Here is a 13,754-nt window from a genome sequence, read left to right as displayed (position 1 = left end):
GATGAAACGGCATCGGAGCGGAGCCACATTAGGCACTCGAAGTGCTCCACTACACAAGGCGACTTCAGGCCTCACGCAGCCCGTTTCGGGGCGCGGCTGCACCCAAACCCCTCGCCGCCGCGCCGGCGTAGTCCTGGACGAGTTGTCGCGTGTCGTCCGCGCGCCAGGCCAGCGCGAAGCGGCTCGGGGACACCCCTGTGACGGGCAGGACGACGACCCCGCCCCGGGTGAGCAGCGGCGCGTTGCCCGCGGCCACCAGGCAGATACCGAGGCCGTCGACGAGCGCCTCGTAGGTCTCGTCCGTACTGGCGATCTCCCCGCCGATCACCGGGGGCCGGCCGTCGCGCGCGTCCAGCGCCAGCCAGTGGTCGCGCAGTTCGGGTGTGGTGGCGGGCAGTGCGAGGAACGGTTCGTCGAGGAGCTCGGCGAAGTCGACGCTCCCGCGCCCGGCGAGCGGGTGCGTCTCGGGCAGGGCGACCAGGCGGGGTTCGGTGGCGACGACGACCCAGCGGTAGCGCTCGGCGTCCGCCAGGGGCAGCCAGACGAAGGCGACGTCGCTGCTGCCGTCGTCGAGCCCGGCCGTCGGGTCCTCCCAGCCCACCTGCCGCAGCTTCAGCCGGATCTCCGGGTGGGCCTCGGTGAAGCGGGAGCGGATCGCCGGCAGCAGCCCGCCCCGGCCCGGGCTGGTGGACATCCCGACGATGAGGGTGGCCTGCTCGACGGCGCGGGCCCGCCGCACGGCCTCGTCCGCCTCCGCCCAGGCGGCGAGCACGGCGCGGGCGTGCGGAAGCAGCGCCGTACCGACGGGGGTGAGGCGGACGCCGTGCCGGTCACGGTCGAAGAGCGGGGCACCGAGCTGCCGCTCCAGGGCCCTGATCTGCTTGCTCAGCGCGGGCTGGGAGACGTAGAGCCTCTCGGCGGCGCGGGTGAAGTGCAGTTCCTCGGCGACGGCGACGAAGTACCGCAGGTCCCGCCCGCGCACGTCCATGGTCATAACCATGGGCTATCACGGCAGGTCTTGGACCGGCAACGTCCCCGTGGCACAGGCTGGTTGTGTCATCGAAACGAGGGAGAACGGTCCATATGAGCAAGGTCTGGCTGATCACGGGTGCCAACAGCGGCTTCGGGCGCGCCTTCGCCGAGGCGGCGATCGCGGCCGGGGACGTGGTCGTCGCCGCGGCCCGCCGGGTCGCGGCCCTGGACGACCTGGTCGCCGCCCACCCGGACCAGGTCGACGCGGTCGCGCTCGACGTCACCGACACGGCCGCGATCGACCGGGTCGTGGGCGAGGTCGCCGAGCGCCACGGTCGTATCGATGTCCTGGTGAACAACGCGGGCCGCACGCACGTCGGTTCGGTCGAGGAGACGGGCGACGCGGAGCTCCGCTCGCTCTTTGACGTGCACGTCTTCGGCCCGGCGGCGCTGACCCGCGCGGCCCTGCCTCTGATGCGGGCCCGCCGCTCGGGCGCGATCGTGCAGCTCAGCAGCGTGGGCGGGCAGATGTCGATGGCCGGCTTCGGCGCGTACAGCGCGACGAAGTTCGCTCTGGAGGGGATGTCGGAGGCGCTGGCCGACGAGGTCCGCCCGCTGGGCATCGACGTCCTGATCGTGGAGCCGGGCGCCTTCCGCACGAGCCTCTTCGGCAACCGCAGCGCGAGCGCGGAAGGGATCGCCGACTACACGGACACGGTGGGAGCGACCCGTACGTACGTGGAGACGAGCGGCGGCACGCAGCCGGGGGACCCGGCGAAGGCGGCGGCGGCGGTCCTGGCCGCCCTGGACGCTGAGGAGACGCCGCTGAGGCTGGCGCTGGGCGACGACTCGATCGACACGATCCTGGGGCACCTGGAGCAGGTCCGGGGGGACCTGACCACGTGGGAGAAGGTGGGCCGGGACACGAGGCTGGACGGCTGACGGGCCGTTACGGGCACCCGTTCCGCGGGGCTGGGGGCCCCCGGACGGAGTCTGGGGGGAGGGTGGGCACAACCCCACGACGGCGCCGTACCCGGGGAGCGGGTTCAGGCCCGGAAGCCCAGGCCCGGCAAGGGGCGCCGCCCCGTTGTGCCCACCCGCCCCGCCCCACCGGGACGGATGCCCACAACGGGGCGGGGCGAAGGGCTACAACGGGATGGCCAGGCGTCCTACAGGAACGAGTTGATCTCGATCGTTTCCGTGCGGCCCGGACCCACGCCGATCGCCGAGATCGGCGCGCCCGACATCTCCTCCAGCGCCTTCACGTAGGCCTGCGCGTTCTTCGGCAGGTCCGCGAAGGTCTTCGCCTTGGTGATGTCCTCGGACCAGCCCGGCAGCATCTCGTAGATCGGCTTCGCGTGGTGGAAGTCGGTCTGCGAGTACGGAAGCTCCTCGACGCGCTTGCCGTCGATCTCGTACGCGACACAGACCGGGATCTGCTCCCAGCCCGTCAGCACGTCGAGCTTGGTGAGGAAGAAGTCCGTCAGGCCGTTGACCCGGGTCGCGTACCGCGCGATGACCGCGTCGAACCAGCCGCAGCGACGGTCACGGCCGGTGGTGACACCGCGCTCGCCGCCGATGCGGCGCAGCGCCTCGCCGTCCTCGTCGAACAGCTCCGTCGGGAACGGGCCGGCGCCGACACGGGTCGTGTAGGCCTTGAGGATGCCGATGACCCGGCTGATCTTCGTCGGACCCACGCCGGCGCCGGTGCAGGCGCCGCCCGCGGTCGGGTTCGAGGAGGTGACGAAGGGGTACGTGCCGTGGTCGACGTCCAGGAGCGTGCCCTGGCCGCCCTCGAAGAGCACGACCTTGTCCTCGTCCAGCGCGTTGTTGAGGATCAGGGTGGTGTCCGCGACAAACGGCTTGATCTGCTCCGCGTACTGGAGCATCTCCTCGACGATCTGCGCGGCGTCGATGGAGCGGCGGTTGTAGAGCTTGGCGAGCAGCTGGTTCTTGCCCTCCAGCGCCGCCTCGACCTTCTGGGTGAGGATCGACTCGTCGTACAGGTCCTGGACCCGGATGCCGACGCGGTTGATCTTGTCGGCGTAGGTCGGGCCGATGCCGCGACCCGTGGTGCCGATCTTGCGCTTCCCGAGGAACCGTTCCGTCACCTTGTCGAGGGTGACGTTGTACGGCGTGATCAGATGCGCGTTGCCGCTGATCAGGAGCTTGGACGTGTCAACGCCGCGCTCGTTCAGTCCGCTCAGCTCGGAGAGCAGGACCGCCGGGTCGACGACGACACCGTTTCCGATCACCGGGGTGCACCCCGGGGAGAGGATTCCGGAAGGGAGAAGATGGAGCGCGTACTTCTGGTCGCCGACGACGACGGTGTGGCCGGCGTTGTTGCCGCCCTGGTAACGCACTACATAGTCAACGGATCCACCGAGGAGGTCGGTGGCCTTTCCCTTGCCCTCGTCACCCCACTGAGCACCGAGCAGCACAAGTGCGGGCACAGGCGTACACCCCTTCCGGGCGGGGCATGTCCAAGGTCAGGGGGCCTAATGCCGCCTCACCGGTGTGCCCCGGAATAGACGAAGCCCCTGGCGCAATAGCGCAAGGGGCTCTTGCACAAAGATGCTACCCGAGGAAGGACCGAGGTGTCGGCTCACGACCAGCTGCTGGTGGTCATCGACCCGGTCGCCCGCCGAAGTGACGGCGAGTCCGTACGGATCGCGAAAGATGTGTTGTGTGCGGGAGCAGAGACGAAGATCTGTCTTCCGGACAGCCCGGAAGAATTCTTCCGGGCCCTTGCGCGGCGGGGCTCCCGCCGCCCTGTGGTGGTCGGCGACGACCGCACGCTGCTACGGACGGTGACGGTCCTGCACCGGGAGCGTGAGCTCGCGGACGGGGCGCTGTCCCTGGTCCCGATCGGCGCCCCGGGCTCCCTGGAAGTCGCGTACGCGCTCGGCGTGCCGCAGAGCGCGGTGACGGCGGCGCGGGCGGTGCTCGACGGGGCCGTACGCCGCCTGGACCTGCTGGTCGACGACAGCGACGGGGTCGTGCTCGGTGACCTCAGCATCCCGGCGACGCCGGGGCGCACGGTGACGGATGCCGCGCCCTCCGTCTGGGACACCTGCCGTTCCCTGGTCCGCACCCTGGTCCGGCCCGCCCCCTCCCAGCTCGCGGTGCGCACGCACCGCCTCCGGGTGGAGGCGGACGGTGTCCTGCTCAGTGATGTGAACGCCCCCGTGGAGGGGGTCAGCGTCCACTCCGTGGCCGGCGTGGCGGACATCACCATCCGCCCCCCGTCCGCGCCTCCCATCCACACCGGCGCCCACACGCTCACGGTCTCGGGGCCGGACTTCCGCTACCGCGCGGACACGGTGGTGTCGGGGCCGGTGCGCAGACGGACGTGGGTGGTGCGCGAAGGGGCGTGGGGGCTGACGCTGCCCAAGGCGTGAGGCGTCCCAAGGCGTGAGGCGTCCCAAGGCGTGAGGCGTCCCAAGGCGTGAGGCGTCCCAAGGCGTGAGGCGCCCCGAGGTGTGAGGCGCCCCGCACGCCGCTCAGCACTTGCCACACCTATCGATTATCAATAGATTTCCATCGTGACTCGATTGAAGGAGCGACGATGGGAAGACTGACGGTGCTCGCGCTGCGCGCCGTGCTCGTGGTGGTGCTCACCGGCACCGTGTTCGTACAGGCGTTGATGGTGTGGGCGTTGGTCAGCGGGAACGACCCAGAGGACGGATCCCTCCCGCTGACCCCGCTGCGCATGCTCACGATCCTGGGCCTGATGTCGGCCCAGGTCGCCCTGGTCTGCGTATGGCGGCTGGTGACGATGGTGCGACGCGGAACCGTGTTCTCCCCCACCGCCTTCCGGTACGTGGACATCGTGATCGGCGCGATCGTGGCGGCTGCCCTCGTGTGGTTCGCCGTCACGGCCCTCAACGCACCGGGTCAGCGGGAGGACCCCGGCGTCACCGTGATCATGGGTGGGATCGGCCTGGCGATCCTGGGCGTCGCGCTGATCGTGCTCGTCCTGCGGACGCTGCTCGCCCAGGCCGTCGCGCGCGATGTCGAGGCGACGGCGATGCGGGCAGAGCTGGACGAGGTGATCTGATGCCGATCACCGTCGACATCGACGTGATGATGGCCAGGCGGAAGCTGTCCGTCGGGGAGCTCGCGGAGCGCGTCGGGATCACGCCGGCGAACCTGGCGGTGCTCAAGAACGGCCGCGCGAAGGCGGTGCGCTTCGCGACGCTCGCGGCGCTCTGCGAGGTACTGGAGTGCCAGCCGGGGGATCTGCTGCGGTGGGAACCCGGGCCGGAGGCCGGATCCGAGGCGGGAGCCGAGGGCGAACACACCGCCGGCCCCGAAGCCGCGGCCGACATCGCGGCGAGCGGCTGAACCCGACCGCCCAGCCCGGATCCGGACCCGGGCCGAGGCCCGGGCCTACGCCTCGGCCTCGGCCTTCGCCTTGGCCGCCCTGTGCTCCCGCCAGCGGCCCATCATTCCGAGCATCTCCTCCTGGAGGAACTCGAAGAGCTCCGCCGTCTCGGCCGTCCGCCGCCCAGCCGCCGTGCCCGGACCGAGGATCTCGGAGCCGTCCCGGAGCACCTTCTCCCAGCGGACCAGGATCTGGTCGCGGCGGGTGATCGTCTCGTACCAGACCTCGTTGTGAAGGACGTAGCGCTCGCGGCGCGAGCCGGGGTCGCGTTCGCGGCTGACCATGCCGACCTGGTTGAGGTACCGGACGGCTCCGGAGACGGCGGCCGGGCTGATCTGCAGCTGCTCCGCCAGTTCGGCGGAGGTCATGGACGCCGATTCCGAGGCCAGCAGCGCCGCGAACACGCGTGATGCCATCCGCTGCATCCCGGCCTCGGTGAGTTCGGCGGCGAAGCGCTCCACGAACCGGGACACGGCCCCGTCATTGCCGTCGCCGCCGGCACCGGTCGTCGTCATCTCACTCATCCCCCAACTTTATACGGTTCCTTAACTTCACAATTTTGTGAAAGTAGCGTACGTTCTGAAGAATGACGAAGGCAATCACCATCGCCGGACTGCACAAGTCCTTCGGGCGGACGCACGCGCTGGACGGCCTCGACCTCGCGGTCGAGACCGGTGAGGTCCACGGCTTCCTCGGACCCAACGGCGCCGGGAAGTCCACCACCATCCGGGTCCTGCTCGGGCTGCTGCGGGCCGACTCCGGCGCCGCCCAGCTCCTCGGCCGCGACCCGTGGAGGGACGCCGTCGAGCTGCACCGCCGGATCGCGTACGTCCCCGGTGACGTGACGCTCTGGCGCAACCTCTCCGGCGGCGAGGTCATCGACCTCTACGGCCGGCTCCGCGGGGGACTCGACACGGCGCGGCGGGCCGATCTGATCGAGCGGTTCGAGCTCGACCCGACGAAGAAGGGGCGGACGTACTCCAAGGGCAACCGCCAGAAGGTCGCCCTGATCGCCGCCTTCGCCTCCGACGTCGACCTGCTCATCCTCGACGAACCCACCAGCGGCCTCGACCCGCTGATGGAGGAGATCTTCCAGAGCTGTGTCGCCGAGGCGCGCGAGCGCGGGTGCACGATCCTGCTGTCCTCCCACATCCTCAGCGAGGTCGAGACCCTCTGCGACCGGGTCAGCATCATCCGCAAGGGGCAGACGGTGGAGAGCGGTTCGCTCGCGGACCTGCGCCACCTCACCCGTACCAGCGTCACCGCCGAACTCGCCGACGCGCCGAACGGGCTCGCGCACCTCCCCGGCGTCCACGATCTCGCCGTCCAGGGCCACAAGGTGCGGCTCCAGGTCGACACCGACAAGCTCGACGCGGTGCTGCGCTCGCTGACCGAGTCGGGAGTGCGTTCGCTGACGAGCACTCCGCCCACGCTGGAGGAGCTCTTCCTCCGCCACTACGCCGACGAGACTGTCGAGGTGACCGTGCGATGAGCACGCTCGCCGTGCATCTGACCGGGACCGGGTCCCTGGCGCGGCTGGCGCTGCGCCGCGACCGGGTGATGCTGCCGATCTGGGCGCTCGTGACCGGCGGCATGGTCGCCAGCGGTGTCGGCTCCCTGGAGGGCCTGTACGGCACCCAGGAGCAGCGGTCCGAGCTGGCCACGTCGATGAACGCCAACAGCTCGATGCGCTCGCTGTACGGGCCGGTGTTCAGCGACTCCCTCGGCGGGCTGGTGGCCTGGCGCTTCAGCACCTTCGCCGCCGTTCTCGCGGCCGTGATGAGCCTGATCATCGTCGTTCGGCACACCAGGGAGGAGGAGGAGACCGGGCGTCAGGAGATGCTCTCCTCCGCGGTGGTGGGCCGCCGGGCCCCGCTGACCGCCGCGCTGCTCGCGGCGCTCGTCGCCAACACGGCCGTCGCGCTCCTGATCACGGCCGGACTCGCCGGTCAGGGGGCGGGCGGGGCGCTCGCCCTCGGGCTCGCGGTCGGCGGCACGGGGATGCTCTTCGCCACGATGGCGGCGATCGTGGCGCAGCTGACGGAGAGCGCGCGGCTCGCGAAGGGCCTGACGGCGGCGGTGCTGGGCCTTGCCTTCGTGCTGCGGGCGGCCGGGGACGCGGGGACGGCTGACGGTTCGTCGGTGCTGACGTGGCTCTCGCCGATCGGCTGGGCCGAGAACGTGCGTGCCTTCGCGGGTGAGCGGTGGTGGGTTCTGCTGCTGATCGGCGCGGGCGTGCTCGTACAGGCGGCGGTGGCGTACGAGCTGGCCGGTCGGCGCGATGTGGGCATGAGCTTCCTGCCGACGCGGCCGGGCCCGGCGGAGGGGCTGCTCGGAACGGCCGGCGCGCTCGCCTGGCGGCTGCAGCGGGGCAGTGTGCTCGGCTGGTCGATCGGCTTCCTGCTCGGCGGGATCGTCTTCGGCGGGATGGTCGAGGGCGCGGCGGACATCGTGGGCGACAACGAGCAGGCGCGGCAGATCTTCGAGCGGATGGGCGGCCAGACGGGGCTGACCAACGCGTTCCTCGCGACGATGGTGAGCCTGTTCGGGATGATCGCGGCGCTGTACGCGGTGGGTTCGGTGCTGCGGCTGCACGGTGAGGAGACGTCGCAGCGGGCGGAACCGATCCTGGCGAACGCGGTGGGGCGGGTGCGGTGGGCGGCCGGGCATCTGCTGATCGCCTTCGGGGGCGCTGCGTTGATCATGCTGCTGAGCGGCTTCGGCCTGTACGTCTCGTACGGCGCGGACCTCGGTCCGATCCTGGGCGCGTCGCTGGCTCAACTCCCCGCGATCTGGACGCTGGCGGGGCTCGCGGTCCTGCTGTGGGGCGCGTTCCCCGGGGCGGCGGTGGCGGGGTGGGGGGCGGCGGGCCTGTGCCTGGCGCTCGGCTGGATCGGCCCGGCGCTGGATCTTCCGCGGTCGATCCTGAACCTGTCCCCGTTCGGGCACCTGCCGAAGCTGCCCGGCGGTGACATGGCGTGGGGCCCGCTGCTGACGCTGACGGCCCTGTCCCTGGTCTTCGTCACGACGGGCCTCTGGCGCCTCCGCGTCCGCGACATGACGACGTCCTGACGCCACCGCGATGGGCCTCCGGAAACGGGGGCCCTTCGCGGTGCCCGCGACCTGGGCGAGGGCTCTACACCTCCACCTGGAGTTCGTTCACGCTCCTGATCACGTAGCCCGGGTTCCAGATCGGCTCCGTCGTCAGGCGCAGGCGTGGGGCCTTGCGGATCAGCTCCCCGAAGAGTGAGGTCAGTTCCAGGCGGGCCAGTGGTGCGCCCAGGCAGTAGTGGATGCCCGCGCCGAAGGTGATGTGGGGGTTCTCCGCTCGGGAGAGGTCCAGCACGTCCGGGGACGCGAAGCGGGCGGGGTCCCGGTTCGCCGAGCCGAAGAGGAGGGCCACCTCCGAGCCGCGGGGGATCCGGACGTCGCCCACCTCGATGTCGTCCAGGACCCAGCGCTCGAACATCTGCAGCGGGGTGTCGTAACGCAGCAGCTCTTCCACAGCTGTGGACAACATCCCGTCCGGATCCCGACGCAGCGCCGCCAGCTGCTCCGGATGCCGCAGCAGCGTCCACCAGCCGTTGACCGTGGTGTTCACCGTCGCCTCGTGCCCCGCGTTCAGCAGCAGCACGCACGTGGAGATCATCTCCTGCTCGGTCAGCTCCTCCACCGCGATCAGCGAGGAGATCAGATCCTCCCCCGGATCCTTCCGCCGCCGCTCGATCAGCTCCCGCAGATACGCCGAGAAGTCGAGCGACGCCTGGACCGCCCGCCGCGCGGTCTCCTCCGACGGGTTCAGCTCGAACATGCCGCAGATGTCCGCCGACCAGGGCCGCAGCCGCCCCCGCTCCTCGTCCTCCGCGGGGATGCCCAGCATCTCCGCGATCACGGCGACCGGCAGGGGTTCGGCGACGTCGGTCAGCAGGTCCCCGCCGCCCCGCTCGACCAGGCCGTCGACGAGCTCCGCCGCCAGCCTCCGCACCGTCGGCGCCAGGTTCTCCACCGTCCGGGGCGTGAACGCCTTCGAGACCAGGCGCCGGATCCGCGTGTGGTCGGCCGCCTCCAGGTCGAGCAGACCGTGGTCGTTCAGCGTGTGGAACGGCTCGTGCGCCGCGGGCGGAGCCGTGCGCCCGAACTCCTCGTGCGTGAACCGGTGCGTGTACGTGCGGCCGAGGCGCCGGTCCCGCAGCAGCGCCGACACGTCCTCGTAGTGCGGGATCAGCCATTGCCGCGTCGGCCCGTACCAGTGCGCCCGGCCCGTCGCCCGCAGTTCGGCGTAGGCGGGGTACGGATTCGCGACGAAGGCCGGCGACCACGGCTCGAAAGGAACATCCATGGCCGGACGCTACCGGGCGCGCACCGACCGGCCTAGCCTCCGACCTGCACCAGCCTCGCCTCGTACGCGAACACCGCCGCCTGCGTCCGGTCCCGCAGCCCCAGCTTCACCAGGATCCGGCTGACGTGCGTCTTGATCGTCGATTCGGCCACCACCAGATGGTCGGCTATCTCCGCGTTCGACAGGCCCTGCGCGATCAGCACGAGCACCTCGGTCTCGCGCTCGGTCAGATCCCCGACCTGTGCCAGCGTCGGCGGCCTCGGCGTCTCGGCCGCCTTCGCGAACTCGGTGATCAGGCGCTTCGTCACGGTCGGCGCCAGCAGCGCCTCGCCGGCCGCCACGACCCGTACGCCGTCGGCCAGCTGCCGCGCCGACGCGTCCTTGAGCAGGAAGCCCGAGGCCCCGGCGCGCAGCGCCTGGTACACGTACTCGTCCAGGTCGAAGGTCGTCAGGACGAGGACCTTCGCGTCGGCGTCCGCCGCGACGATCTCGCGGGTCGCCTCGATGCCGTTCAGCTCCGGCATCCGGATGTCCATCAGGACCACGTCCGGGCGCAACGCCGCCACCTGGGCGATCGCCTCGCGGCCGTTGACGGCCTCGCCGACGACCTCGATGTCCGGCATCGCGCCGAGCAGCACCGAGAAGCCCTCGCGGACCATCATCTGGTCGTCGACGATCAGTACCCGGATCACTGGTCCGTCTCCTCACGCGTCACGGGGATGAAGGCCGTGACCTCGTAGCCGCCGTCCTCGGTCGGCTCGGACGTCATCTCGCCGTTCAGCATCGACACCCGCTCCCGCATCCCGGTGATGCCGTGCCCCGCTCCGATCAGAGGGGGCGGGCGAAGCCCTCCTTGAGGGGTGGTGGACGGGTGACGGGTGGGCTTCACCAGGCCGCGTGCCGGGCCGTTGACTATCCGCAGGCCCAGGCCACCGAGGACGTACGACACCTCGACCTTCGCCCCGGCGCCGGGCGCGTGCCGCAGCACGTTGCTCAGCGCCTCCTGAATGATCCGGTACGCCGAGAGTTCCACACCCTGCGGCAGCTCCCGCACCGCGCCGGTCACCGTCTTCTCGACGTCGAGTCCGGCCTCGCGGACGTTGCCGATCAGCCCGTCGAGCTCGGCGAGCGTGGGCTGCGGGGCGTCGGGGGCCTCGTAGTCCTCAGCCCGTACGACCCCGAGGACACGCCGCAGCTCGGTCAGGGCGGCGACCGCGTTCTCGCGGATGGTGACGAAGGCCTGCTCCAGCTCCGGCGGCGGGTTCTCGACCCGGTAGGGCGCGGCCTCCGCCTGGATGGCGACCACCGACATGTGGTGGGCGACGACGTCGTGCAGCTCGCGGGCGATGGTGGTGCGCTCTTCGAGAAGCGTGCGCTTGGAGCGTTCCGCGGCGGTCACGGTCTGCTGGGCGGTGACGGTCTGCTCGGCCTCGCGGCGGACCTGGAGGACGGTCACGGCGAGCAGGGCGAGCGCGGAGGGGAAGAGGACCGACAGGGCGTTGTCGCTGCCTCCCCGGAGGGAGGTGGCGAAGAAGGCGTACACGAGGGTGACGACCCAAATCCAGGCGCCGGTACGGGGCCGGGTGCGGGCGGCCACCACCGTCATCACCACCACCTGGGCGATGCCGGAGGTCGGGCCCCACGGCCAGCCGTAGTCGTACGAGCCGAGGAAGGCGACGAAGGGGGTGAAGGCCAGCGACGCCCAGAACGCGAGCACCGGGCGGATCAGCGTCAGCAGCACGGCCACGGCCGGCATCCCGGCGTAGATGAGGACGAACACGCCGTTGCCGGACCCGAGGTCCATCCCCATCGCGAAGACGAAGAACGCGAAGGCGGCCACGATCGCATGCGGCGTCCAGCGGGCCTTCCTGCGCATCCGCCCCGGCAGGCGCCGCGTCAGCGGTCCGTCGACCGCCATCGGCGGCAGCGGCCGGTAGGCGAAGGCGTCATGGAAGAGGTCCTGGCGCAGCCCGCCGAGGGCACCCTGGGCCAGGCGGAACTCGGGGCTGCGGCTCGTTTCACGGGTGTCGGTCACATCAGCCAAGGTACGGGGGCGGGCGGACGCGGTCGTCACCTTGAATATGGATCCTCCCGCGTCCTCCCTGAGTACTACGGCGCTGACCAGGGCATGTGCGCGCTCACCGACGTGCGCGTGCTCGCGGTCGGCGGCGCCGCGTGCGCACGGTCACGCGCGGAACGCGTCCGCATGGTCCGCGGCCCACCGCGCGAAGGTCCGCGCCGGGCGGCCGGTGACCCGCTCCACCGTGGCGGCGACCGTGCGGCCGACCTCGGGGGTGTTCCCGTACGCCTCCAGCAGGAAGCCGATCACGTACTCGTCCAGGCCCGCCGTCCGCCACTGGCCGACGGCCTCCTCCTCGGTCAGCTCGACCAGCCTGATCTCCCGGCCGCGGGCCGCGCCGAGGGTCGCGACCTTGTCGTGCAGGGTGAGCACCTCGGGGCCGGTCACGACGTACGACTGCCCGCCGTGCCCCTCCTCGGTGAGCGCGACGGCGGCGACCGCGCCGATGTCGCCCTCGTGGACCATGGCGCTGAGCCGGCCGACGAACGGCTCGCGGACCTCGTCGTCGGCCTGGATGCCGGGCGCCCACTCCAGGGCGTTGGACATGAACTCGACCGGCATGACCACCGTCCAGTCGAGCCCCTCGCTCTCCTTGACCGCCCGCTCCAGCGGGGTGTCCTCGCCACCGTGCAGCACGGTCACCCGGCGGACCCCCGCCTTCGCGGCGAGCTCCAGAATGCGCGGGCCGGTCTCCAGCGGGGCGAAGGCGGCGCCGCCGAAGGTGATCAGATGCAGGCCGGTGACGCCCTCCAGCGCGGGGGCGAGCGAGTCGGGGTCGGTGAGGTCGCCGACGGCGATCTCGACGGCCTCGGGCAGCACGGCGCGGGCCTTGTCCGCGTCCCGGGTGAGGGCGCGGACGGCGTGGCCGCGGGCGAGGAGCTCGGCGACGACCTGGCGGCCGACGGTGCCGGTGGCTCCGGAAACGAGGACCTTCTGGCTGCTGGTGCTCTGCTGGTTCTTCATGCCTCGACGGTAGGAAGGCTTGCGGTCAGCTTCTGTCCGCAAGCCTCGGCCCTGTCCGCTCAGAACGCGAGCTGGGCGATCTCCTCCGCGACCACCGCGCAGGCGTCCGCCGCCGGGTCGATCAGCGGGAAGTGGCCGACGTCCTGGAGGAGCGTGAAGCCGACCGTCTCCCCCGCCTTCGCCGCCGCCTCCACATAGGCGTCGGCCACGGCCTGCGGGACGACGATGTCGTCCCGGCCCTGGACGACCGTCGTGGCGATCCCCGTCGGCAGCAGCAGCGCGGGGTCGGCATGACGCGCCCGTACGTCGAACTCCCCTTCACCGCCCAGGAATTGGGTTACCGCACCGCCGCACACCCCGAGCTCCACCGCCCGGTCGAAGTGCGCGATGGGGGCGAGCGCGACCACCCCGCGCAGCGCGGGCGGGGCGGGCAGCCGCCAGGGCGCGTCCGGCGCCAGCACATGCCGGGCGGCGGCCCACAGCGCGAGATGCCCGCCCGCGGAGTGGCCGGTGAGCACGATCCGGCGGGGATCGGCCTGCGGCAGATGCTCGGCGGCCAGCCGCGGTACGGCGTCCAGCGCTGCGGCCACGTCGTCGAGGGTCTCCGGCCAGCGCCCCGCGACGGGGGCGGTCCCGCCCTGCCGGGGGATGGCACTGCCACGCCGGTACTCGACGTTGGCGACGGCGAAACCTCTACGGGCCAGAAAGTCCACGAAAGGAGTCAGGTGCTGCCGGTCGTACGGCGCCCGCCAGGCACCGCCGTGCAGCGCGACGACGAGCGGGGCCCGCTGCCGGCCGTCGCGCGGCGCGTAGAAGTCGACGACCTGGTCGGGGTGTTCGCCGTACGCGGCGGACACGTCAGGGGCGACGGCCGGGTGCGAGAAGGCCGATGCTTCTTCGGCGGCGTCGCGCGCGGCGGGGTCCGGCATTCTGTTCCACCCTCTCAGGGACGCGGCCGAGCTGGCCTGACCTGCGGGGACCGTACCAGGACTGACGCCCCCACAGATCAAGCG

14 protein-coding genes are annotated in these 13,754 nt (G+C 71.5%); 6 read left to right on the top strand and 8 right to left on the bottom strand.

Annotation, left to right across the window (positions count from 1 at the left end):
- Positions 1–64 precede the first annotated feature (64 nt).
- Complete coding sequence (locus tag ACZ561_RS22850) at positions 65–994, bottom strand: LysR family transcriptional regulator (RefSeq protein ID WP_470997979.1); 930 nt, start codon at positions 992–994, stop codon at positions 65–67.
- A gap of 89 nt (positions 995–1,083) precedes the next feature.
- On the opposite strand from ACZ561_RS22850, the gene ACZ561_RS22845 reads away from it, so the two are divergent.
- Positions 1,084–1,914 (top strand): oxidoreductase, encoded by an 831-nt coding sequence (locus ACZ561_RS22845; RefSeq protein WP_470997977.1) that lies wholly within the window; start codon positions 1,084–1,086, stop codon positions 1,912–1,914.
- A gap of 227 nt (positions 1,915–2,141) precedes the next feature.
- On the opposite strand, the gene ACZ561_RS22840 is transcribed toward ACZ561_RS22845, so the two are convergent.
- Positions 2,142–3,425, bottom strand: coding sequence for an adenylosuccinate synthase (locus ACZ561_RS22840; RefSeq protein WP_376434857.1), 1,284 nt, complete (start codon positions 3,423–3,425; stop codon positions 2,142–2,144).
- Between the two features lie 144 nt (positions 3,426–3,569).
- On the opposite strand from ACZ561_RS22840, the gene ACZ561_RS22835 reads away from it, so the two are divergent.
- From ACZ561_RS22835 to ACZ561_RS22825, 3 genes are all read left to right on the top strand, one after another.
- Positions 3,570–4,373, top strand: a complete 804-nt coding sequence (locus ACZ561_RS22835; protein WP_470997975.1) for a diacylglycerol kinase family protein — start codon at positions 3,570–3,572, stop codon at positions 4,371–4,373.
- 167 nt (positions 4,374–4,540) lie between these two features.
- Complete coding sequence (locus tag ACZ561_RS22830; RefSeq protein ID WP_470997972.1) at positions 4,541–5,032, top strand: DUF2975 domain-containing protein; 492 nt, start codon at positions 4,541–4,543, stop codon at positions 5,030–5,032.
- Positions 5,032–5,319 carry a helix-turn-helix domain-containing protein gene (locus ACZ561_RS22825; RefSeq protein WP_470997969.1) on the top strand — a complete coding sequence of 96 codons (288 nt, stop codon included), beginning with the start codon at positions 5,032–5,034 and terminating at the stop codon, positions 5,317–5,319. Before ACZ561_RS22830 ends, ACZ561_RS22825 begins: the two co-directional genes overlap by 1 nt.
- A 45-nt stretch (positions 5,320–5,364) precedes the next feature.
- Here the strand turns inward: ACZ561_RS22825 and ACZ561_RS22820 are convergent, their stop codons facing one another.
- On the bottom strand, positions 5,365–5,883 hold the full coding sequence (locus tag ACZ561_RS22820) for a GbsR/MarR family transcriptional regulator (protein WP_470997966.1): 519 nt from the start codon (positions 5,881–5,883) through the stop codon (positions 5,365–5,367).
- A 62-nt stretch (positions 5,884–5,945) separates the two neighbouring features.
- Here ACZ561_RS22820 and ACZ561_RS22815 point away from each other — a divergent pair, with 62 nt between their 5' ends.
- Together ACZ561_RS22815 and ACZ561_RS22810 are read left to right on the top strand one after the other, a co-directional pair.
- Positions 5,946–6,851 carry an ABC transporter ATP-binding protein gene (locus ACZ561_RS22815; RefSeq protein WP_470997963.1) on the top strand — a complete coding sequence of 302 codons (906 nt, stop codon included), beginning with the start codon at positions 5,946–5,948 and terminating at the stop codon, positions 6,849–6,851.
- Entirely contained in the window at positions 6,848–8,431 is a 1,584-nt protein-coding gene (locus ACZ561_RS22810; protein WP_470997961.1) for an ABC transporter permease, read from the top strand. The genes ACZ561_RS22815 and ACZ561_RS22810 overlap by 4 nt, the downstream gene beginning before the upstream one ends.
- A gap of 64 nt (positions 8,432–8,495) precedes the next feature.
- On the opposite strand, the gene ACZ561_RS22805 is transcribed toward ACZ561_RS22810, so the two are convergent.
- From ACZ561_RS22805 to ACZ561_RS22785, 5 genes are all read right to left on the bottom strand, one after another.
- On the bottom strand, positions 8,496–9,698 hold the full coding sequence (locus ACZ561_RS22805) for a cytochrome P450 (RefSeq protein WP_470997958.1): 1,203 nt from the start codon (positions 9,696–9,698) through the stop codon (positions 8,496–8,498).
- A 32-nt stretch (positions 9,699–9,730) separates the two neighbouring features.
- Positions 9,731–10,390, bottom strand: a complete 660-nt coding sequence (locus ACZ561_RS22800; protein WP_329118839.1) for a response regulator transcription factor — start codon at positions 10,388–10,390, stop codon at positions 9,731–9,733.
- The gene (locus tag ACZ561_RS22795) at positions 10,387–11,742 is read right to left on the bottom strand and encodes a sensor histidine kinase (protein WP_470998570.1); all 1,356 of its coding nucleotides are present in this window, start codon (positions 11,740–11,742) and stop codon (positions 10,387–10,389) included. The genes ACZ561_RS22800 and ACZ561_RS22795 overlap by 4 nt, the downstream gene beginning before the upstream one ends.
- A 141-nt stretch (positions 11,743–11,883) precedes the next feature.
- The gene (locus ACZ561_RS22790) at positions 11,884–12,741 is read right to left on the bottom strand and encodes an SDR family oxidoreductase (RefSeq protein WP_470997955.1); all 858 of its coding nucleotides are present in this window, start codon (positions 12,739–12,741) and stop codon (positions 11,884–11,886) included.
- Between the two features lie 59 nt (positions 12,742–12,800).
- Positions 12,801–13,670: an alpha/beta hydrolase gene (locus tag ACZ561_RS22785; protein WP_470997952.1), complete on the bottom strand. Its 870-nt coding sequence runs from the start codon at positions 13,668–13,670 to the stop codon at positions 12,801–12,803.
- Between the last annotated feature and the right edge of the window lie 84 nt (positions 13,671–13,754).

It is taken from the genome of Streptomyces sp. NPDC039609, from assembly GCF_055596705.1.
This window is presented reverse-complemented; position numbering and strand designations above follow the sequence as displayed.